The organism is Mesorhizobium helmanticense (assembly GCF_003034915.1).
Lineage (GTDB): Bacteria > Pseudomonadota > Alphaproteobacteria > Rhizobiales > Rhizobiaceae > Mesorhizobium > Mesorhizobium helmanticense.
Genome location: NZ_PZJX01000025.1, coordinates 111,707 through 132,779, shown reverse-complemented (window position 1 = coordinate 132,779; position 21,073 = coordinate 111,707). Strand labels below are relative to the sequence as shown.

Annotated in this window: 20 protein-coding genes; 18 read left to right on the top strand and 2 right to left on the bottom strand. The window is 63.5% G+C overall.

What is annotated here, in order from left to right:
• The first annotated feature begins 65 nt into the window (after positions 1 to 65).
• From C9427_RS11945 to C9427_RS11855, 18 genes are all read left to right on the top strand, one after another.
• Positions 66 to 1,640 carry a phytoene desaturase family protein gene (locus C9427_RS11945; protein WP_107649474.1) on the top strand — a complete coding sequence of 525 codons (1,575 nt, stop codon included), beginning with the start codon at positions 66 to 68 and terminating at the stop codon, positions 1,638 to 1,640.
• Positions 1,641 to 1,772: 132 nt separating this feature from the next.
• Positions 1,773 to 3,299: an ABC transporter substrate-binding protein gene (locus tag C9427_RS11940; RefSeq protein ID WP_107649373.1), complete on the top strand. Its 1,527-nt coding sequence runs from the start codon at positions 1,773 to 1,775 to the stop codon at positions 3,297 to 3,299.
• Between the two features lie 63 nt (positions 3,300 to 3,362).
• Complete coding sequence (locus C9427_RS11935; protein ID WP_107649372.1) at positions 3,363 to 4,370, top strand: ABC transporter permease; 1,008 nt, start codon at positions 3,363 to 3,365, stop codon at positions 4,368 to 4,370.
• Complete coding sequence (locus C9427_RS11930) at positions 4,363 to 5,211, top strand: ABC transporter permease (RefSeq protein WP_107649371.1); 849 nt, start codon at positions 4,363 to 4,365, stop codon at positions 5,209 to 5,211. Before C9427_RS11935 ends, C9427_RS11930 begins: the two co-directional genes overlap by 8 nt.
• On the top strand, positions 5,208 to 6,089 hold the full coding sequence (locus C9427_RS11925; RefSeq protein WP_107649370.1) for an ABC transporter ATP-binding protein: 882 nt from the start codon (positions 5,208 to 5,210) through the stop codon (positions 6,087 to 6,089). The genes C9427_RS11930 and C9427_RS11925 overlap by 4 nt, the downstream gene beginning before the upstream one ends.
• Positions 6,082 to 6,912: an ATP-binding cassette domain-containing protein gene (locus tag C9427_RS11920; RefSeq protein ID WP_107649369.1), complete on the top strand. Its 831-nt coding sequence runs from the start codon at positions 6,082 to 6,084 to the stop codon at positions 6,910 to 6,912. The genes C9427_RS11925 and C9427_RS11920 overlap by 8 nt, the downstream gene beginning before the upstream one ends.
• 84 nt (positions 6,913 to 6,996) lie before the next feature.
• A complete protein-coding gene (locus tag C9427_RS11915; protein ID WP_107649368.1) occupies positions 6,997 to 7,596 on the top strand; it encodes a VOC family protein in 600 nt (199 codons plus the stop codon).
• 163 nt (positions 7,597 to 7,759) lie between these two features.
• Positions 7,760 to 10,054: a bifunctional salicylyl-CoA 5-hydroxylase/oxidoreductase gene (locus C9427_RS11910; protein WP_107649367.1), complete on the top strand. Its 2,295-nt coding sequence runs from the start codon at positions 7,760 to 7,762 to the stop codon at positions 10,052 to 10,054.
• A complete protein-coding gene (locus C9427_RS11905) occupies positions 10,051 to 10,824 on the top strand; it encodes an SDR family NAD(P)-dependent oxidoreductase (RefSeq protein ID WP_107649366.1) in 774 nt (257 codons plus the stop codon). The genes C9427_RS11910 and C9427_RS11905 overlap by 4 nt, the downstream gene beginning before the upstream one ends.
• The gene (locus tag C9427_RS11900; protein WP_107649365.1) at positions 10,818 to 11,288 is read left to right on the top strand and encodes a MarR family winged helix-turn-helix transcriptional regulator; all 471 of its coding nucleotides are present in this window, start codon (positions 10,818 to 10,820) and stop codon (positions 11,286 to 11,288) included. Before C9427_RS11905 ends, C9427_RS11900 begins: the two co-directional genes overlap by 7 nt.
• A complete protein-coding gene (locus C9427_RS11895) occupies positions 11,285 to 12,097 on the top strand; it encodes an enoyl-CoA hydratase family protein (RefSeq protein ID WP_107649364.1) in 813 nt (270 codons plus the stop codon). Before C9427_RS11900 ends, C9427_RS11895 begins: the two co-directional genes overlap by 4 nt.
• A gap of 237 nt (positions 12,098 to 12,334) precedes the next feature.
• The gene (locus C9427_RS11885; protein WP_107649473.1) at positions 12,335 to 13,483 is read left to right on the top strand and encodes an acyl-CoA dehydrogenase family protein; all 1,149 of its coding nucleotides are present in this window, start codon (positions 12,335 to 12,337) and stop codon (positions 13,481 to 13,483) included.
• Between the two features lie 81 nt (positions 13,484 to 13,564).
• Positions 13,565 to 13,963, top strand: a complete 399-nt coding sequence (locus C9427_RS11880) for a RidA family protein (protein WP_107649363.1) — start codon at positions 13,565 to 13,567, stop codon at positions 13,961 to 13,963.
• A gap of 247 nt (positions 13,964 to 14,210) precedes the next feature.
• Positions 14,211 to 14,939, top strand: coding sequence for a GntR family transcriptional regulator (locus C9427_RS11875; RefSeq protein ID WP_107649472.1), 729 nt, complete (start codon positions 14,211 to 14,213; stop codon positions 14,937 to 14,939).
• Positions 14,940 to 15,109: 170 nt separating this feature from the next.
• Positions 15,110 to 16,249 (top strand): aminotransferase class V-fold PLP-dependent enzyme, encoded by a 1,140-nt coding sequence (locus C9427_RS11870; RefSeq protein ID WP_107649362.1) that lies wholly within the window; start codon positions 15,110 to 15,112, stop codon positions 16,247 to 16,249.
• A 98-nt stretch (positions 16,250 to 16,347) separates the two neighbouring features.
• Entirely contained in the window at positions 16,348 to 17,145 is a 798-nt protein-coding gene (locus tag C9427_RS11865) for an ABC transporter substrate-binding protein (protein ID WP_107649361.1), read from the top strand.
• Positions 17,146 to 17,335: 190 nt separating this feature from the next.
• A complete protein-coding gene (locus C9427_RS11860) occupies positions 17,336 to 18,010 on the top strand; it encodes an amino acid ABC transporter permease (protein WP_107649360.1) in 675 nt (224 codons plus the stop codon).
• Between the two features lie 41 nt (positions 18,011 to 18,051).
• The gene (locus C9427_RS11855) at positions 18,052 to 19,332 is read left to right on the top strand and encodes a cysteine desulfurase-like protein (protein WP_107649359.1); all 1,281 of its coding nucleotides are present in this window, start codon (positions 18,052 to 18,054) and stop codon (positions 19,330 to 19,332) included.
• A gap of 37 nt (positions 19,333 to 19,369) precedes the next feature.
• Here C9427_RS11855 and C9427_RS11850 read toward each other — a convergent pair whose 3' ends face one another.
• Positions 19,370 to 20,200 carry a dipeptide ABC transporter ATP-binding protein gene (locus C9427_RS11850; RefSeq protein ID WP_097574789.1) on the bottom strand — a complete coding sequence of 277 codons (831 nt, stop codon included), beginning with the start codon at positions 20,198 to 20,200 and terminating at the stop codon, positions 19,370 to 19,372.
• Positions 20,197 to 21,072, bottom strand: a complete 876-nt coding sequence (locus tag C9427_RS11845; protein ID WP_107649358.1) for an ABC transporter ATP-binding protein — start codon at positions 21,070 to 21,072, stop codon at positions 20,197 to 20,199. The genes C9427_RS11850 and C9427_RS11845 overlap by 4 nt, the downstream gene beginning before the upstream one ends.
• Position 21,073 lies beyond the last annotated feature (1 nt).

Genomic DNA, 21,073 nt, shown 5'->3' with positions numbered 1-21,073 from the left:
CTACTAGACGAAAACATATGCATCTGCAATTATCTTTAAGCATAAAGGAAATGGGTTGGGTGGGCGTGAGCGAGTTTGACGCCATATTCGTCGGTGCGGGCCACAACAGTCTGGCATGCGCCGCGCATCTGGCGGTCAAGGGTTGGAAAACAGCGATTTTCGAGCGCAACGCAGCGATAGGCGGCGCCGTCCAAACTCGCGAATTCACACTGCCCGGCTTCCGGCACGATTTCGGTGCGATGAATCTGAGCCTGTTCGCCGGATCTGCCTTCCACCGGAAATATGCAAATGAATTGAAAACCCACGGGCTGGAATTCTCCCCCGTAGCCGACTGCTTCGCCAGCGCCTTCCCTGACGGTCGCTGGTTCGGCGTCAGCAACGATCTGGAAAAGACCGCCTCGCGCCTCGCCGCCTTCTCGCAGGCCGACGCCGCCACCTGGCGGCGGCTGGTCGCGGCCTTCCCTGGAGAAGCCGAGCATCTGTTTAGAGTGCTGGGTTCACCGATGAGTGCCCGCGCTCTTGCCGGCACCGCGTGGAACCTGTGGCGCAAGAAAGGCATGCCCGGTGCGCTCGACACCGGGCGGTTGTTGCTGTCGTCGCCCCGCGCCTGGCTGGAGGAAAATTTCGAAACTGCGCATGTCAGGACGACACTCGCCGCCTGGGGCATGCATCTCGATTTCGCCCCCGACATCGCCGGCGGCGCCGTGTTCCCCTATCTGGAATCGATGGCCAACCAGTGCTTCGGCATGGTGCTGGGCAAGGGCGGCGCCGACACCATCATCCGCGCCCTGTCGGGCATGGTCACATCAGCCGGCGGCAAGATCGCCACCGGCGCCGAGGTGGCCGAGATCACCGTTGCCGCCGGCAAGGCGACCGGCGTGCGGCTTGCGTCCGGCGACTTCCATGTCGCCAGCAAGGCAGTCATCGCCGGCGTTGCGCCGAGGGCGCTGCCCGGCAGGCTTTTGCCCGATGGTTCCGGTGACGCCGGCTTCGACATGGCAATGAAAAAATTCCGCCACGCGCCGGGCACGATGATGATCCACCTGGCGCTGGACGATTTGCCGGACTGGCGCGCCGGGCCTGAGCTTCGGCAGTTCGCCTATGTGCATCTGTCGCCGTCGCTCGACGCCATGTCGCGCACCTATCAGCAGGCGATGGCGGGCATGCTGCCGGACGAGCCGGTGCTGGTCGTCGGCCAGCCGACCGCGATCGATCCTTCGCGCGCACCTGAGGGCAAGCATGTGCTGTGGCTGCAGGTGCGCATGCTGCCGGCCGAAATATCGGGCGATGCGGCAGGCCAGATCGCCCCGGGACAATGGGATCTGGTCAAGGAGCACTATGCCGAGCGCGTGCTCGACATCATCGAGCGCTACGCGCCCGGCCTGCGCCAGAAGATCCTTGGCCGCGCCGTGTTCTCGCCGCTCGACCTCGAGCGGGAAAATCCCAACCTCGTCGGCGGCGACCAGGTCTGCGGCAGCCACCATCTGGCGCAGAATTTTTTATTTCGCCCGGCACGTGGATACGCCGGCTGGAACACGCCGGTCGCCAATCTGCATCTCACGGGCGCGGCGACCTGGCCGGGCGCCGGCACCGGCGCGGCCTCGGGCTACATGCTCGCGCAACAGCTTGGCGGGAGGTAGAAACGGGATTCTTCCGGGTGAAGGAAACTTCTGGTGTGAAGGAGGGGCGAGGCGCGGTCGCCCAAGGAGCCTGAACCCACTGATCAGTCACAGACGCCGCGCAAAGAAAATACAACCAACAGGGGAACGACCATGACAATCAACAGACGCGAATTGCTTGGATACAGTGCGGCGGCACTTGGTGCAGCCGCCATCGGCCTGCCGCAGATCGCCAAGGCGGCGGGGGAACTCACCATCGCCTACAATGTCAACCTGCCGTCCTGGGATCCGACCACGGGGCCTTCGGCGGTCAACCCGACCATCCAGGGTCTCTACCAGTCGGTGTTCGACCAGTTCATCCCGCAAAAGCCGGACCTGTCCTTCGCGCCCGGCCTGCTTACCGAATGGGGCTGGAACGAGGACCGCACCAAGGTGATGATGACGGTGCGCGAGGGCGTGACCTGGCATGACGGCTCGCCCTTCACGGCCGAGGACGTGGTGTGGTCGCTGCAGCGGGCGGGCGACGAAAAGACCGGAAACCCCATCCAGTTCGTCTGGAAGAACGTCAACAACTTCAAGATCGACGGCAACAAGATCACCGGCGACGTGGTGCAGTTCGACCCGGTGTATTTCAAGTGGATGTCGTTCCTGACCGGCTACATCATGCCGAAGGCTTATTACGAGAAGGTCGGCGCCGAAGGCTTCGAAAAGGCGCCTATCGGCACCGGCCCCTACATGGTCGACAAGTTCGAGCGCAACGCCTTCCTGCGGCTGAAGGCCAATCCGAACTACTGGGGCGGCAAGCCGGCCTTCGAAAACGTGACGATCAAGTTCGTCACCGACGCGGCGAGCCGCGTCGCCGAAATCGAATCCGGCTCCTCGCAGGTGACGCTCGAAATCCCCTATGAGGAGTATGACCGGCTGATCGCCAAGGACGGGCTGGCCGGCTCATGCAAGAACGTTTCCGACATCGGCATGATCTTCTTCAACGACATCGAGGTGATGCTGGACAAGAATGTGCGCCAGGCCGCGGTGATGGCCGTCGACAAAAAGCTTTTGGTAGACCGGCTGCTGCGCGGCTACGGCCAGCCGATCGACACGCTGGAAACGCCGGAATACGCAGCTTACGATCCCTCCATCAAGGTCGAGCACAATCCGGAAAAGGCCAAGGAACTGCTCGCCGCATCCGGCTATTCGACGGAGAAGCCGGTCAAGTTCACGATACAGACGACCAAGGGCTTCAAGCCCAAGGATTACGAGATGATCCAGGCGATCGTGGGCATGTGGCGCAAGGTCGGCATCGAGGCGACGATCGAGGTCTACGAGATCGCCAAGCACTATGAGCTGCGCGCCGCCGACAAGCTGGCGCCGGCCGCCTTCTACAATTGGGGCAACGCCATCGGCGATCCGACGACGTCGACCGGCTTTGCCATGTACGGGCCGAGCCCGCATTCGGTGTGGGACAGCCAGGACCTGATCGACATGATCAACCCGCTGTGGGGCGAGAAGGACGAGGCCAAGCGCATTGCCGGCTGGAAGGCCGTCGACAAATACATCGCCGAGCAGGCCTATGTGCTGCCGCTGATGCAATATGCGCAGCCGATCGTGCATGCCAAGGGCATCAATGTGGTGCAGCATGTCTCCGGCGCGCTGCTGCCGGCGCTGATGACCCCGACCTGATAGACTGCATGCGCGCCACCGCAAAAGGTGGCGCGCCCCTTTTCGCCAGATGTACAGGCGACCATGCTTCTGCAAAGATTTCTGATCCGCCTGCTGACGATGGCGATCACGCTGTTTGGCGTGGCCGTCGTGGTCTTCGTCGTCATTCGCGTCGCGCCCGGCGACCCGATCGCGATGATGTTGCCGCCAGGTGCCACCGATGCCGACATCGCCCGGTTGCGCGCGCTTTATGGGCTCGACAAGACCATCGTGCAGCAATTCTTCATCTGGCTGTCCGGCGTCATCAGAGGCGATTTCGGCACATCGATCTCGCTGCGCCAGGATGTGCTGGGGCTGGTGTTCAACCGGCTGCCGGCGACGCTGGAGCTCGCCATCACAGCGCTTCTGATGGCAGTGGCGATCGGCGGCACGGCGGCGATCCTCGGCGCACGCGAACGCGGCACCGCGGTCGAGGCCGGCATCGACATTGCCAGCGGGACGGCGCTTTCCATTCCCGATTTCCTGTGGGGCCTGGTGCTGATCCTCTTGTTCGGCGTGCTGATCCCGGTGTTCGACATTTCCGGCCGCGTGTCGCCGCAGCTCGACCTGCCGTTCGTCACCCAGTTCTATCTGTTCGAAAGCATCCTGCGGCTGCGCTTCGACCTGACCTGGGATCTGTTGAAACACATGCTGATGCCGGCGGTTGCGCTAGCGCTGCCGCTCGCGGCAATCATCGCGCAACTGCTGAAACAATCGCTGAAGGAGGTGCTCGACCTCGACTATGTCGTGCTCGCGCGGGTGAAGGGATTCTCGGAGACGCAGGTCATCCTGCGCGAGGCGCTTAAGAACGCGGCGCTGCCGACGCTGACCCTGGTCGGCGTGCAATTCACCTTCCTGATCGGCGGCACGGTCATCGTCGAGCGGCTGTTTTCCTATGAAGGTCTCGGCAACATGGCGATCGATGCCGTGATCAACCGCGACCTGCCGCTGATCCAGGGCATCGTGCTGGTCTTCGCGCTGCTGTTCGTGCTGATCAACCTGACTGTGGACATGATGTACGCGCTGCTCAATCCGAGGCTGCGCCATGGATGAGGCACGCATCGCCAGGCGTGGCTTGGGGCCAAGGCTGCGGCTTGCCGGCGGCTGGCTGCTGCTCGCGCTTCTCGCAGCGATCTTTGCACCGCTGGTCGCGCCGCAGGATCCGCTGGCGCAGGACCTGATGCTGGAGCGGCTGCCACCTTTCTGGATGAACGGCGCCGAGCCGGGCTACTGGCTCGGCACCGACAGCCTCGGCCGCGATCTCCTGTCACGGCTGATCTTCGGCGGCCGCGTAGCCTTTGTCGTCGCCTTCGCAGCGGCCATTGCCGCCTGCCTGGTCGGCTCGACGCTCGGGCTGATCGCCGGCTATTTCGGCGGCTGGGCCGACCGTATCATCTCGCGCATCGTCGACATCTGGATGGCGTTTCCGCCGGTGCTGTTCGCCATCCTCCTGGTTGCCGTGCTCGGCACTGGCCTGAGCTCTGTCATCATTGCCATCGCCGTCATCGACTGGACGCGCTTTTGCCGGGTGATCCGTGCCGAGGCGATGGGGCAGACGCGCATGGACTATGTCGAGAATGCACGTATCGCCGGCTATGGCCGCATCGGCATCATGCTGCGCGAAGTGCTGCCCAATGTGGTGCCGTCGATCGTGGCGCTGCTGTCGCTGGAAATGGGCATTGCCGTGATCGTCGAAGCGATCCTGTCCTTCGTCAATCTGTCGATCTCGACCGACGACCCGACCTGGGGTGGCATCATCGCCGAGGGCCGGTTGTCGATCCATCAGGCCTGGTGGGTGCTGGTGTTTCCACTGATCACGCTGATCCTGACCGTGCTGTCATTCAGCCAGTTCGGCGAGGCGCTGAAGGCTCGTTTCGATCCGGTGCTGCGATGAGCGCCGCTTGCCTCGATATTCGAAACCTCAGCGCCGTGCTGGCGAACGGACAGCGCGTGCTGCGTTCGGTATCGCTCGCCGTCCAGCCCGGCGAGGTGCGCGCGCTGGTCGGCGAGAGCGGCGCCGGCAAGACGATGATCGGCAAAGCGGTGCTCGGCGTGCTGCCGTCCAGCGTGCACATCGTCGAAGGCGAAATGCTGCTGGAAGGCGAGGATCTCGGCCGGCTTCAACCGAAGGCGCGGCGCACGCTGATCGGCGCCCGCACGGCGCTGATCCCGCAGGATCCGCTGACCGCGCTCAACCCGTCGCGCCGCATCGGCCCGCAGATGACGGATAGGCTGGTGCGCATCCTTGGCTGGAGCGGACAGAGGGCGGACGCCCGCATCCGCCAGTTGCTGGACGAGGTGCAGATCCGCGACCCGGACCGCGTGCTGAGAAGCTATCCGCACGAGCTTTCCGGCGGCATGCGCCAGCGTGTGCTGATCGCGGCTGCCTTTGCCGCCGAGCCCCGGCTGATCGTTGCCGACGAGCCGACGACGGCGCTCGACGTGACCGTACAGAAACAGATTTTGCGGCTGATCGCGCAATTGCAGCGCGAGCACGGCACGGCGATCCTGTTCGTCACCCATGATCTCGGCGTCGTCGCTAAAATCAGCCAGAAGGTGTCGGTGCTCTATGCCGGCAAGGTGGTGGAGGAAGCCGACACGGCGGCGCTTTTCGCCGCGCCGCAGCACGCCTATACGCGGGCGCTGATTGCGGCGACGCCGCGCTACACCGATCCGCTCGCCTCGCTGAAACCGGTGGATGAGGCGGTGCTGGCCGGACTGGCAGCGGAGATCGCCGCCGCCGAACAGGCCTGGAGGCCGCCGCATGGCTAAGCCGCTCATCTCCGTGCGCGGGCTGAAGGTCGCGCTGCCCGACATGACGCGCAAGCCGCTGATCGGCCGTGCGCCCTTGGCCGAAATCCTGAAAGGCCTGGATTTCGACCTGCCCAGGGGATCGGTGACCGGCATCGTCGGCGAATCCGGTTCAGGCAAATCGACGCTCGGGCGCGCCTTGGTGCGGTTGCTGGAGCCGAGCGCCGGCAGCATCACATTCGACGGCTGCGACATCACGCATCTGCCGGAAGCGGAGCTGCGGCCGCTGCGCCGCAATCTGCAGATGATCTTCCAGGATCCGATGTCGTCGCTCAACCCGCGCCGCACCATTGCCAGCATCATCGCCGCCCCGCTCAAGCAGAACGGTCTCGGCGACAGGCTCAAGGAGCGTGTGGCGGAGGCCTTGCAGCGCGTCGGTCTGCCGCAAAGCTTCGCCAGCCGCTACCGCCACGAACTGTCGGGCGGCCAGCGCCAGCGTGTCGGCATTGCGCGAGCGCTCGCACTGTCGCCTAGATTCGTGCTGGCCGACGAGATCGTCTCCGGGCTCGATGTGTCGACGCAAGCGCAGATCCTGACGCTGCTGGAAAAGCTGGCCGCAGAGATGGGCCTGACCGTTGCCTTCATCAGCCATGATCTGTCGGTGATCCGGCGGCTGTGCCAACAGGTGATCGTCATGCGCGAAGGCAGGATCGTCGAAGCCAGCGCCACCAATGCCTTGTTCGAAAATCCACAGCAGGCCTACACGCGCGACCTCATCGCGGCCATTCCGCTGCCCGAGATCGATGCTGATTGGCTGCAACCCGCCGCGAGATCCACGGCATGAGAAAGCTCAACGCATCCGCACGCCGAAAAATCGGGCCCCGGACGTGCGCCGACAAGACAGCCCGCGAAACGGAGGGTGACTGGAATGAAATACGCGATCAGAAACACGATGCTTGCGGCCGCCTTGCTTGGCTCAATGAGTGCGGCCTCGGCTGATACGATACCCGGCATGCGCGGCCACGACCACACCGGCATCACCGTGCCCGACATGAAGCAGGCCGTCGATTTCTTCACCGAAGTGGTCGGCTGCAAGAAGGCGATGTCCTTCGGACCGTTCGCCGACGACAAGGGCACGTTCATGCAGGATCTGCTTGGCGTCGACCCCAAGGCGGTGATCGAGGAGATCACCTTGGTGCGCTGCGGTTACGGATCAAACATCGAACTGTTCAAATACACCGCGCCGGACCAGAAGGACGCGACACCGAAGAACAGCGATATCGGTGGCTATCACATCGCCTTCTATGTCGATGACGTCGCCGCCGCCAAGGCATATCTCGACGCCAAGGGCGTGAAGACACGGATGGGGCCGCTGCCAGTCAAGGAGGGGCCGGCCGCCGGGCAGACCATCCTCTATTTCCAGGCACCCTGGGGACTGCAACTGGAAGCGATCAGCTATCCCGAGGGCATGGCCTACGAGAAGGGTGCCGAAACGGTGCTGTGGAGCCCCAAGAGCCCGGAAAAGTAATCCGGGAGCGTGCTTGCGGGCCACCCGCAAGCACGCCCCAGATACGCGCCCGAATTGTTTCGATATGAAACTTTAAGCTTGAAATAATTTGCCTGCGGCGCGATACTGAAAGTCGGGATCGCCGGCCTTGCCGGTGGCCCGAGGCGAAGAGGAGATCGCAGATATGAAGGTTGCGGTTCTCGGCGGCGGACCGGCCGGGCTCTACTTTGCCATCTCGATGAAGCTCCGCGACGCCACCCACGAGGTGACGGTGTTCGAGCGCAATCATGCCGACGACACATTCGGCTGGGGCGTGGTGCTGTCAGCCGAGACGCTCGACAATCTGACCAGGAACGATCCGGTCAGCGCCGTCTGGATCAAAAAGCACTTCGCCTATTGGGACGACATTGCCGTCATCCATGACGGCGTGCGCACGGTCTCGACCGGGCACGGCTTCTGCGGCATTGGCCGCAAGCGGCTGCTCATTCTCTTGCAACGGCGGGCGCGCGAACTCGGCGTCAAGCTCGTCTTCGAGACCGATATCTCCGACCCCCGACCCTATATGGAAACGCACGACCTGGTGGTTGCCGCCGACGGGCTGAATTCGAAAGCGCGCGCCACATTCTCGGATGTTTTCAAGCCCGACATCGACACCCGTAAATGCAAGTTCGTCTGGCTTGGCACACGGCAAAAATTCGACGACGCCTTCACCTTCATCTTCGAGAAGACGGAGCATGGCTGGGTTTGGGCGCACGCCTATCAGTTCGACAGCGAGACAGCGACCTTCATCATCGAATGCAGCGAGCAGACCTGGGAGCGCTTCGGCTTCGGCGCCATGACGCAGCAGGAATCGATCGCCGCCTGCGAGAGGATCTTCGCCAAGCATCTCGGCGGCCACGCGCTGATGACCAATGCCAATCACATCAGGGGTTCGGCCTGGATCAATTTTCCGCGGGTGTTATGCGAGCGCTGGTCGTACAAAAATCTGGCGCTCATGGGAGATGCGGCGGCATCGGCGCATTTCTCTATCGGTTCAGGCACCAAGCTGGCGCTGGAAAGCGCGGTGGCGCTGGCCGATTATGTCAAGTCCGAGCCTGATCTCGAGGCGGCGTTCCGCAAATATGAGGATGCACGGCGCACCGAAGTGCTGAAGCTGCAGTCGGCGGCGCGCAATTCGCTCGAATGGTTCGAGGAGGTCGAGCGCTATCTCGGCCTCGATCCTGTGCAGTTCAACTATTCGCTGCTGACGCGCTCGCAGCGCATCAGCCACGAGAATCTCAGGCTGCGCGACGCCGAATGGCTGGCCGGTGCGGAAGAATGGTTCCAGCGCCAGGCCGGCGCCGGCGGCAACAGCTTGCGCCGCGCACCGATGTTCGCGCCGTTCAAGCTGCGCGACATGGCGCTCAACAACCGCATCGTCGTCTCGCCGATGGCACAGTACAAGGCCGTCGACGGCTGCCCGACTGACTGGCATTTCTCCCATTATGCCGAACGCGCCAAGGGCGGTGCCGGCCTTCTCTATATCGAGATGACCTGTGTCAGCCCGGAAGGCCGCATCACACCCGGCTGTCCCGGCTTCTACGCGCCAGAGCACGAGGTGGCGTGGAAGCGGCTGGTCGACTTCGTCCATGCCGAGACGGAAGCCAAGATCTGCGCCCAGATCGGCCATTCCGGCGCCAAGGGTTCGACCCGGCTCGGCTGGCAAGGAACCGATGTGCCGCTGCCATCCGGCAACTGGCCTGTCATGGCGGCGTCGGCGGTCGCGTGGTCGCCTGAGAATCAGGTGCCGAAGGCAATGGACCGCGCCGACATGGATCTGGTACGCGATCAGTTCGTGGCCTCGGCCGAGATGGCTGATCGTTGCGGCTTCGACATGCTGGAGATCCATGCCGCGCATGGCTATCTGCTCTCCTCCTTCATCACGCCGCTGACCAACCGGCGCACCGATGCCTATGGCGGTTCGCTGGAAAACCGCATGCGCTATCCGCTGGAAATTTTCCGCGCCGTACGCGCTGTCTGGCCAGCGGAAAAGCCTGTTTCCATGCGCATCTCAGCCAATGACTGGGTCGGCATTGAAGGGGTGATGCCGGCCGATGCAGTCGAGATCGCGCGCATGCTGCACGAGGCCGGTGTCGACATCTGCGACGTGTCGGCCGGCCAGACCTCGGCCAACGCCAAGCCGGTCTACGGCCGCATGTTCCAGACGCCGTTTTCCGACCGTATCCGCAACGAGGTCGGCATGGCGACGATGGCGGTCGGCAACATCTATGAGCCGGACCATGTCAATTCGATCCTGATGGCCGGCCGCGCCGATCTGGTGGCCTTGGCACGACCGCATCTCACCGATCCTTATTGGACTCTCCATGCGGCGGTGACGCTTGGCGATCGCGGCGTCAAATGGCCGGATCCCTATCTGCCCGGCCGCGACCAGATTTACCGGCTGGCCGAACGCGACGCCGCTGCGGGGCTGAAAGTATGAGCGCGGCCGGAGCAATCGCGGGCAGGCACGCCCTTGTCACCGGTGGCGGCTCCGGCGTCGGCCGGGCCATCGCATTGGCATTGGCAAGGGCCGGCATCACTGTCACCATCTGCGGCCGGCGCGAGGCGGCGCTTGCCGAGGTCGCGGGGGAAAGCGACCGCATCTTCGGCATTGCCGCCGACGTCACCGACGAGGCCTCGATGGCGTCGCTCTACAGCAACGCGGAAGCGGCGCGCGGACATTTCGATATTGTTGTCGCCAATGCCGGTATGTCCGGCAGCGCCCCGGCGCATAGGACTTCCCTGGCGGACTGGCAGCGCACGCTCGACGTCAACCTCACCGGGGCGTTCCTGACGGTGAAGCCGGCGCTGGCCGGCATGGCGGCGCGAAAGACAGGCAGGATCGTCTTCGTCGCCTCCACGGCCGGGCTGAAGGGCTATGCCTACGTCTCGGCCTATGTCGCGGCCAAGCATGGCGTCGTCGGGCTGATGCGAGCGCTGGCCGCCGAGACCGCCAAGTCCGGGGTTACAGTCAATGCCGTCTGCCCGGGCTTCGTCGAAACCGAGATGCTGGAAGAATCCATCCAGCGCATCGTCGAAAAGACCGGCCGATCAGTCGAGGAGGCCCGGACGAGCCTTGCCTCGACAAACCCGCAAGGACGTTTCATCCAGCCAGAGGAAGTCGCCGCCGCGGTGCTGTGGCTGTGCAGCGATGCAGCCGGGTCTATCACCGGCCAGGCGATCTCTGTTTCGGGAGGCGAGACATGGTAGCCGGCCCCCTGCCCGCGCGCTCCGAAGCTGGCAAGGATCGGCTGCGCCTGTGGATACGGCTGTTGCGCGCCTCGCGCACGATCGAAGCCGAACTGCGCGAGCGGCTGAAGAAGGAATTCAACACGACGCTGCCGCGCTTCGATGTGATGGCGGCGCTCTACAGGTCGCCTGAAGGCATGCTGATGAGCGACCTGTCGCGTTTCCTTCTGGTCTCCAACGGCAATGTGACGGGCATCGTCGACCGGCTGGTCTCGGAAGGATTGGTCGCCCGCGCCCGGCGCAATGGCGACCGTCGCACTTCGATGGTGCGGCTGACCGAGGAAGGCTCGAAAGCCTTCGCCGTAATCGCCGCCGCGCATGAAGGCTGGGTCGGCGAGCTGCTGGGCACTGTGAGCGAGGAAGAGGCGCGCCGGCTGATCGGCATGCTGAATTCCTTCCGCAGCAATTGGGAGGGACGGGAATGACAAGGATGGCAAACCGCAAGCCGAAGCATTTCCTGTGGCAGGTCGAAGGCAAGGTCGCAAGGATCCGGCTCGACCGGCCGGAGCGCAAGAACCCGCTGACCTTCGACAGCTACGCCGAATTGCGCGACACTTTTCGCGACCTGGTCTATGCCGAGGATGTCGACGCCGTGGTGTTCCTGCCCAATGGCGGCAATTTCTGCTCCGGCGGCGATGTGCACGACATTATCGGCCCGCTGGTCAAGATGGACATGAAGGCGCTGCTCGCCTTCACCCGCATGACCGGCGATTTCGTCAAGGCGATGCTCAATTGCGGCAAGCCGATCATTGCGGCGGTCGACGGCGTGGCGGTCGGAGCCGGCGCCATCATCGCCATGGCGTCGGACATCCGCATCGCCACGCCCGAGGCGAAGACCGCCTTCCTGTTCACCCGCGTCGGCCTTGCCGGCTGCGACATGGGTGCCTGCGCCATCCTGCCACGTATCATCGGCCAGGGCCGCGCCGCCGAACTGCTTTACACCGGCCGAACCATGAGTGCCGCCGAAGGCGAGCGCTGGGGTTTCTATAACAGGCTGGTCGACGCCACTGCGCTCGAAGCCGACGCGCTCGACATGGCAGCGCGCATCGTTTCCGGACCGACCTTTGCCCATGGCATCACCAAGACGCAGCTGAACCAGGAATGGTCGATGGGGCTCGACCAGGCAATCGAAGCGGAGGCGCAGGCGCAGGCGATCTGCATGCAGACCGGCGATTTCGAGCGGGCGTACGAGGCTTTTGTGGCCAAGGGAAAACCAGTGTTCGAGGGCAATTGAGGATGGCCTCTTCGATCAAGATGGACATGTTGGCGGGACAGCGCCCCCCTCTGTCCTGCCGGACATCTCCCCCTCTAGGGGGGAGATCAACCTTCCTCTCGGCCTTCGCTAATCACCAACGTCGCAAGACGAGCACCGCAGGCGGAGCTGCCAATCTCCCCCCTAGAGGGGGAGATGTCCGGCAGGACAGAGGGGGGCGCCGTAGAGCACAGGGGCAGAAGAATAGCGGGGGCAGAAATGCCTGACCGTTCCTTCCTCTCCTGGCCTTTCTTCGAGGACCGCCATCGCCAGCTGGCCGAGCGGCTGGAGGCGTGGTGCGCGAAAAACCTGCCGGTCGATCATCACGATGTCGATGCGGCGTGCCGCAAGCTGGTGGCAAAGCTTGGCAAGGAGGGCTGGCTGAAACCAACCGCGATCGACGCCGACAATCCGGGACCACTCGACGTGCGTGCGCTGTGTATCACGCGTGAGACGCTGGCCCGACATGACGGGCTGGCCGATTTCGCTTTCGCGATGCAGGGGCTCGGCACCGGTGCGCTCAGCCTGTTCGGCACGTCTGACCAGCAGCGCTGGCTGGCAAAGACCCGCGCCGGCAAGGCGATTTCCGCTTTCGCGCTGTCGGAACCGCGCTCGGGATCTGATGTCGCAGATATGGAGATGGCGGCCACGCGCGACGGAGACGACTATGTGCTGTCGGGCGAGAAGACCTGGATCTCCAATGGCGGCATTGCCGACCTCTACATCGTCTTTGCCCGTACCGGCGAAGCGCCGGGCGCAAAGGGGCTTTCAGCCTTCATCGTGCCATCAGACACAAAGGGGTTGACCATTGCCGAGCGGCTGGAAGTCATCGCCCCGCATCCGCTCGCACGCCTGTCCTTCGACGGCGTTCGTGTTCCCGGCTCGGCGCTGATCGGCAAACCGGGCGACGGTTTCCGGATCGCCATGTCGGTGCTCGATGTGTTCCGCTCGACGGTCGGTGCCGCGGCGCTCGGCTTTGCGCGCCGCGCGCTGGACGAAAGCATAGGCAGGGTGGCGGAGCGCAAGCTTTTCGGGGCGCCGATGGCCGAATTGCAGATGGTGCAGGGCCATATCGCCGACATGGCGCTCGACGTCGATGCAGCAGCGCTGCTGGTCTACCGCGCCGCCTGGACCAAGGACATGGGCGCCGCGCGGGTGACACGGGAGGCGGCCATGGCGAAACTATTTGCAACCGACCACGCCCAGAGCGTCATCGACAAGGCCGTGCAACTGCATGGCGGCGACGGCGTGCGCAAGGGCCATATCGTCGAGAGCCTCTATCGCGAGATCCGAGCGTTGCGCATCTACGAGGGCGCGTCGGATGTGCAGAAGGTGGTGATCGCCAGACAAGTGATGGGAGCGGCTTGAGGGCTGCTCAGCGGATTTACAGACCGGGCTGTTTTTCAAACCTGACATTTGAGAAGCAGATTGAATATCGGGAGGCCAGACATGCACACCATCCTGCAGCCGGAAGGCTGGGCTAAACCCATCGGTTACGCCAACGGCGTCGCCGCGCGTGGCCAGCTCGTGTTCGTCGGCGGTCAGGTCGGCTGGAACGAACAATGCCGGTTCGAGACCGACGATTTCGTCGGCCAGGTGCGGCAGACGCTCGCCAACATCGTCGCCGTGCTTGCCGAGGCTGGCGGCAAGCCTGAGCATATTACCTCGATGACCTGGTATTTTACCGACAAGGCGGAATATCTGGCGAACCTTAGAGGTATCGGCGAAGCCTATCGCACCGTCATCGGCCGGCATTTTCCAGCCATGGCCGCCATGCAGGTGGTGGCACTGGTCGAGGATCGCGCCAAGGTGGAGATCCAGGCGACGGCAGTAATTCCGGAGGAATGATAGACCTCTTGAGGTAGCCAATTGTCGAAATAGGCGCCGCCCCTCACCTGCCTGCCGGCATCCTCTCCCGTAAACGGGGCGAGGGACGCTTCACCAGCGATCTCACCAATCACCAGCGCTGCGGAACCAAGGCCGAAGCAGCGGCCAGCTTGGCTCGCTGCACATTTTGTGATCAGATGATCACACTGCTTCGGTAGGTGAGTCTGTTTGCACATAGCTTTTGTCGGAACCCAAGGAAAGCGAAACCGTGGCTCTGGGATTTGAACCTGTATCGGGACGTGTGACCGTCCAGGACGGCGTCTACCAGCAGCTTCGGCATGCGCTGATGGTCGGCAGTTTCGATCCGGCTCAGGTGCTGACCATTGCTTCGCTGGCGGAAGCCTTCGGCACCTCGAACATGCCGGTGCGCGAGGCCTTGCGGCGGCTCGCCGCTGAAAATGCGCTGGAGATCTCGCAGAACGGCTCGGCCTGCGTGCCGGTCGTCACCCGGGCGCGGCTCGACGACCTCTGCCGGGCTCGCGTCGCCGTCGAGGGGCTGGCGGCCGAACTCGGGGCGCCACGCCTGGCCGCTTCCGATATAGCCACATTGGAGAAGATCACCGCCGAGCAGCAGGCGATCGGGCGCAATGGCAGCATCTACGAACTGATCGCCAAGAACCAGCAGTTCCATTTCACCATCTACCGTGCCTCCGGCTCCGACGTGCTGTTCCAGTTGATCGAGACGCTGTGGCTGCGCTTCGGCCCCTATATGCGGCTGTTGTCAAACCATGTCGCGCCGTTGATGCGCGCCGGCACCATGGAGCCCTCCGGGCGGCACACAGCGATCATCGCAGCACTGAAGGATGGCGATTTTGGCCGTGCCCGCCAAGAGGTGGTTGCAGACATCCAGACAACGCAGGAGACGCTGCGCGCGATCTGCCCCGACGTGCCGGAATCCAAGCCCGTCGAGTTCGCCGGTTTCGGCAGGGCCTCCTGAAGCTCCGGTGCAGTCGAACGACAAATCGACGCCGGAAGGCGCCGATTCGCGATCGTTCGCGGTCGCAAAAGACCGCCCCGATTTTCCCGATTGAATCGCATTTCTTCGCAGGCAGCGATTGATCCGTGTTCCATTTTGTGATCACATGATCACAAGGAGCGAAAAGCGCAGTGTCTGGTTATTTTCTCTACCATTCAATCGGGACGTTTCCCGGCAAGGCGGAGCGTATGGCTGCTGCCCTGGCGGAATTCTCCGGGACCTGGGCGGCGGAAGATGACGGCCAGTGGCCGGCGGCGCTTGCCGCGCGGCAGCGCTTCATCGATGCCTGGAGCTCGCTGATCGATGCTCCACAAAATACTCTCACCACCGCCGAGAATGTCACGTCGGCCCTTTACAGCCTGATCGGCGCCTTGCCATCCGAGCGCCTGAAGGGAAAGCGCCTGCTGATCGCCGCCGACTGTTTCCCGAGCCTGCACTTCCTGCTTGCTGGTCTGGCCGAGCGCTTCGACTTCACCCTCGACACCGTGCCGCTGCGTCCCGGCGAGAGCTGGGTGCGCGACGAGGATTTCATCGCCCGCTGGCAGGACGATGTCGGCCTGGCCTTGCTGACCTTCGTCACCTCGACGGCCTCGCACCGCTGCGACGTGGCGCGGCTTGCCGCGCATGGCCGGAAGATGGGCACCATCGTCGGTGTCGACATTACGCAAGGCGCCGGCGTCGCACCCTTCTCGGTTGTCGAGACGCCGGTCGATTTCGTCGTCTCGACCTCGCTGAAATGGCTGTGCGGCACTTCGGGCGCCGGCATCCTGCAGGTCACGCCCGATCTCTTGGCAACATGCCGGCCCGAGCTTCGCGGCTGGTTCAGCCAGCCAAACCCGTTCTCCTGGGATCTCGACAGTTTCGCCTATGCCGACAATGCACGCCGGTTCGACCACGGCACGCCGGCCATCCTGGCCAGTGTCGCATCGCTGCCCGGCCTCGAATGGGTCGCCGACACAGGCGTCGAGGCTATGCGCGCACAGAACGCCAGCATGATCGGGCGCATTATCGGCTGCGCTCTGGACAATGGCTGGGCGGTTCGCTCGCCGCTCGATCCAGACAAGCGCGGCGGCAGCGTCATGTTGACCTTGCCGCAAGGCGTCGACCCGGCGAAGACAGTGTCGACGCTGCGCAGTGAGCGACTTTACTGCGACGCGCGCGGCGCGACGCTCAGGCTATCGCCCGGCATGGTCACATCAGGCGACGCGGTCGATGCCCTGCTTGCGCGTCTGCAAGACGTTATCGGCGCGCGGCAACGCCGCGCATCCTGATTTCAGGTCGCCTCGCCTGCAGCGTCCGAAAAATACGGCGCTGAAAGGGGCGGAAGTGGAAAACGCCACAGGGAGTGGCCAAACCAGAGGGAACAAAAATGAGCTTCACTCGTCGCAACCTGCTTCTTCTCGCTGCCGCCATCGGCATCGCCGTCGGCCCAACCGCCGCCTATGCCGCGGACGTGCTGAATGTCGGTGCCTATCCGACCAATCCGCCCTTCGAATACAAGAATGAAAGCGGCACTTTCGAAGGTTTTGAAGTCGATATCGTCAACGAGGCGGCGAAGCGTATCGGCATGATCACGGAAATCGCCGATCTCGGATTTCAGGCGCTGTTCGCCGCCACGACGTCGAAGCGCATCGACGTTGCCATCTCGTCGATCACGATCACCCCGGAGCGGCTGAAATCGCAGGCGTTCACGCAGCCCTACTACGATTCCGACATGGGCATCGCAGCAAAGGCCGACAGCCCGATCAAGACCGAGGCCGACCTCAAGGGCAAGATCATCGGCGTGCTGTCCGGCTCGACCGGCGAGGCCTGGACCAAGCAGCACCAGGAGGCCGACGGGTTCAGCGAGGTGAAGGGCTACGACACGCAGCAGAACCTGCTGCTCGATCTCAGCGCCGGCCGCGTCGACGCCGCGGTCAGCGACGTTCCAGGCCTGGAATACTCCTTCACCAGGATGAAGGATCTCGCTGTGAAAGAGCGTATCAAGACCGGCGAGCAGTACGGCCTGATGATGGCCCAGGACCACCCGTTGCTCGGCAAGCTGAACGACGCGCTGACCGCGATGAAGAAGGACGGCACGCTGGCCGCGATCCACAAGAAGTGGTTCGGCAGCGACGCACCCGCCGATTCTTCGACCGTCAAGGAAATGCCTATGCCGAAGGCCTGAGCGGCAGCTGCTGAAATCGTGCCGGCTTTCCACGTCGGCACGATTTCATGGGATAGCGTTGCGCGCCTCCTGGACGCGCAGCGGACGCCGTAGCCCTTCTTTCACGCATGAATCGCTCCGAAGGCCGATTTCGGGGTTTCGGGAGTCATGCTTTAGCGTCGCGGGACGCCAATCTTTCAGGAATGCTCCCATGTCGCTGATCGAGACCTTCTTCAACGCCGATGTCATGATCTCCAGCTTGCCGGCGCTGCTGCGCGGCTTCCTGAACACGTTGCTGCTCGGGCTCTTCAGCATCGGCATCGGTATCCCCGTCGGCCTGGCGATCAGCCTGATGCGGCTCTATGCGCCAAAGCCGCTGCGGCTGCTGGCGGTCGGCTATATCGATATTTTCCGGGCGATGCCTGTGCTGGTCGTGCTGATCCTGATCTACTACGCGCTGCCGTTCCTCGGCATACGCCTGTCGTCCTGGGCCTCGGCGGTGACGGCATTCGCCATCATCATGGCGGCTTATTCGGCCGAGGTGTTCCGCTCCGGCATAGAGAGCATTCCGCGCGGCCAGTTCGAGGCGGCGCAGGCACTTGGCCTGCCGTTTTTGCTAACCTTGCGCAAGGTGGTGCTGCCGCAAGCGATCCGCGTGGTCATTCCGCCGATGACCAGCAACTGCGTTTCGATGTTCAAGGACACCTCGCTCGCCTCAACCGTGGCGCTGCCCGAACTGCTGAAGGAGGCGACCAATGCGCAGTCACTCTACGCCAACCCCTCGCCGTTGATCGGCGCGGCGCTGGTCTATCTCCTCTTCCTCTGGCCGATGGTCCGCCTCGTCAGTCTGCTGGAACGCCGCTTCAAAACCGAAAAGACCCGCTGACATCGCCAGTTCCCCCATCTGTCAATTTCGCAGGAGCCATCTTGAACAAGCATCAGACCCACAATGCAGGCACCGTCTCCGCAGCCTTCCCGGTCGATACGATCCGCGCCATGTTCCCCGCCTTGCTGCAGGCCGGCGACTTCATCTTCATGGACAATGCCGCCGGCGCGCAGATCCCGCAAAGCGTGCTCGACGCAGTGACAAACCATCTGGTGGCGCACAATGTGCAGCGCGGCGGCCGCTATAGCCGCAGCGTCACGGTCGATCAATCGGTCACTGAGGCGCGCGAGAGCGTGGCGCTGCTGATCAACGCCTATAGTCCGTCGGAAATCTGCTTCGGCATGAACGCCACCTCGTTCATCCGCCTCGTCAGCCTCGGCATCGGCCAGATGCTGAAGGAGCGTAACGAGATCGTCATCACCGACATGGACCATGATGCCAACATCGCGACCTGGCTGGCGCTGGAGCAGGCCGGCGCGAAGTTTCGGTGGTGGCGCATGCGCGAGGACGGCAACCTCCATGTCGACGACCTCAGGCCGCTGGTCTCGGATCGCACAAGGCTCGTCGCCTGCACGGTGACGGCGCATTCGATCGGCTCGATCGTCGACGTCGCTTCCGTCGCCAGGATCGCGCACGCGGCGGGTGCGGAAGTGTTCCTCGACTGCGTGCATTACGGACCGCATGGATTGATCGACGTGCAGGCCTGGGACTGCGATTACCTCGTCTGTTCCGGCTACAAGAATTTCTCGCCGCATATGGGCTTCCTTTGGGGGCGCTTCGAAACGCTGAAGCGGCTGCCGACCTTCCGCGAGGATTTCATCCCCGACGAGCCGCCCTACAAGGTCGAGGCCGGAACCTTCATCTACGAGAACGTCTCCGGCATGGATGCCGCGGTGCAATATCTGGAATTGATCGGCCGCAATCTCGCGCCTTCAAACAACCGCTCGCGGCGCGAAAACATCGTCGCCGGCATGGGCGCCATCCGCGATTACGAGCTGGTGCTGGCGCGCGAGATGCTGAAGGTGCTCAAGGATTGCGATGCCACGATCTACGGCGTCGCCGATGAGGCCCGCATCAACGAACGCGTGCCGACCTTGTGCTTCAACATCGGCAAGCTGTCGCCGCAGCGCATCGTCGAGGAGATGGCCGAGATGCAGATTGGCATTCGAGACGGGCACATGTACGCGCCGCGGCTGATGAAGCGCCTCAACCTCTCGATGGACAGCGGCGCCATCCGCGCCTCGCTGGTGCACTACAACACGGTCGAGGAAGTGCACCGCTTCGGCGAGGCGCTACGCGCCACTATCGCCAAGCTGTCCTGATGGTTCCGGCGCCGGCCTGACGGTCGCGGCGCGGGCGTCAGGCGGCCTTCTTCTTCGCCAGCCTGGCCTTGATCGAGGCGACGTCGGCGCGCGGCGTCGCCGCGAACAGCGTCCTGGTGTAGTTGTGCTTGGGGTCAGCAAAAACCTCGTCGCGCGAGCCGTATTCGACCGCCTCGCCGAAATACATCACCATCACGTCGTCGGCGATGTAGCGCACCACCGACAGATCATGGCTGATGAAGACATAGGTGAGTTGGAACTCGTCCTGCAGGTCGGCGAGCAGATTGAGCACCTGCGCCTGCACCGAAAGATCGAGCGCCGAGACCGGTTCGTCCAGCACCAGCAGGCTGGGGTTCAGCATCAGCGCGCGGGCAATGGCGATGCGCTGGCGCTGGCCGCCCGAGAACATGTGCGGGTAGCGGTTGTAATGCTCGGGGCCGAGGCCGACCTTCTTCAGCATCTTCATGGCGAGGTCGCGGCGTTCTTCGGCCGGCTTGTCGGTGTTGATGATCAGCGGCTCACCGAGCACATCGCCGATCTTCTGGCGCGGGTTGAGCGAGCCATAGGGGTTCTGGAACACGATCTGCACCTTGCGGCGCATCTCCTTCGTCAGGCCGTCCTTGGCGATGTCGACCTTGTTGCCGTCGATGAAGAGTTCGCCTGATGTCGCAGGATCGATCAGCGTGATGATGCGGGCGAGCGTGGACTTGCCGCAGCCGCTTTCGCCGACGATGGCCAAGGTCTTGCCTTTCTGCACGGTAAAAGAGACACCCTTGACCGCATGAACGGTGCGGCTGGGGCGAAACAGGCCGCCGCCGACATGATAGTCGCGCACGATGTTCTTGCCTTCGAGAACCGTCACACTCATGAGGCAGCCCCCGTTGGCGACCCAGATCTCGCGGCAGAGGGGGCCGGCTCGAACAGCATGTCGGAAACGGTCGGAAGCCGGTCGCCGACGGCGTTTTCCGGCAGCGCCGACAGCAGCGCGCGCGTGTAGTTGCTCTTCGGGGATTCGAAGAGTGAAAGCACGTCGGCCTCTTCCATCTTGCGGCCCTTGTACTGGACGATGACACGGTCCGCCGTCTCTGCCACCACGCCCATATTGTGGGTGATCATGATCAGCCCCATGCCATATTTGGCCTGCAGGGAGACCAGCAGATCGAGGATCTGCTTCTGGATGGTGACATCAAGGGCTGTCGTCGGCTCGTCGGCGATCAACAGCTTCGGATTGCAGGCGATGGCAATGGCGATCATGACACGCTGGCACTGACCGCCCGACATCTGGTGCGGGAACGAGTTCAACCGTTCTTCCGGATCGGCGATGCCGACCAGCGTCATCAGTTCGATGGCGCGAGCCCGGCGCTGGGCGCGATCCATGCCCATGTGAAAGCGCAGCACCTCCTCGATCTGGAAGCCGGCGGTGAAGCACGGGTTGAGACTGGCGATCGGCTCCTGGAAGATCATCGAGATGTCCTTGCCGACGATCTTGCGCCGTTGCGACGGGCTGAGTCCGAGCAGGTCGATGCCGTCGAAGGCCATGCGGTCGGCCTTCACCGTCGCCGTGTTGGGCAACAGCCCCATCACCGCCAGCATCGCCACAGACTTGCCGGAACCGGATTCGCCGACGATCGCCAGCACCTCGCGCGGTTCGATCGACAGGTCGATGCCTTGCACGGCCATGAACGGACCGGCGGCGGTGTCGAAGGAGACGGTCAGGTTCCTGATCTCGAGAAGAGGCATG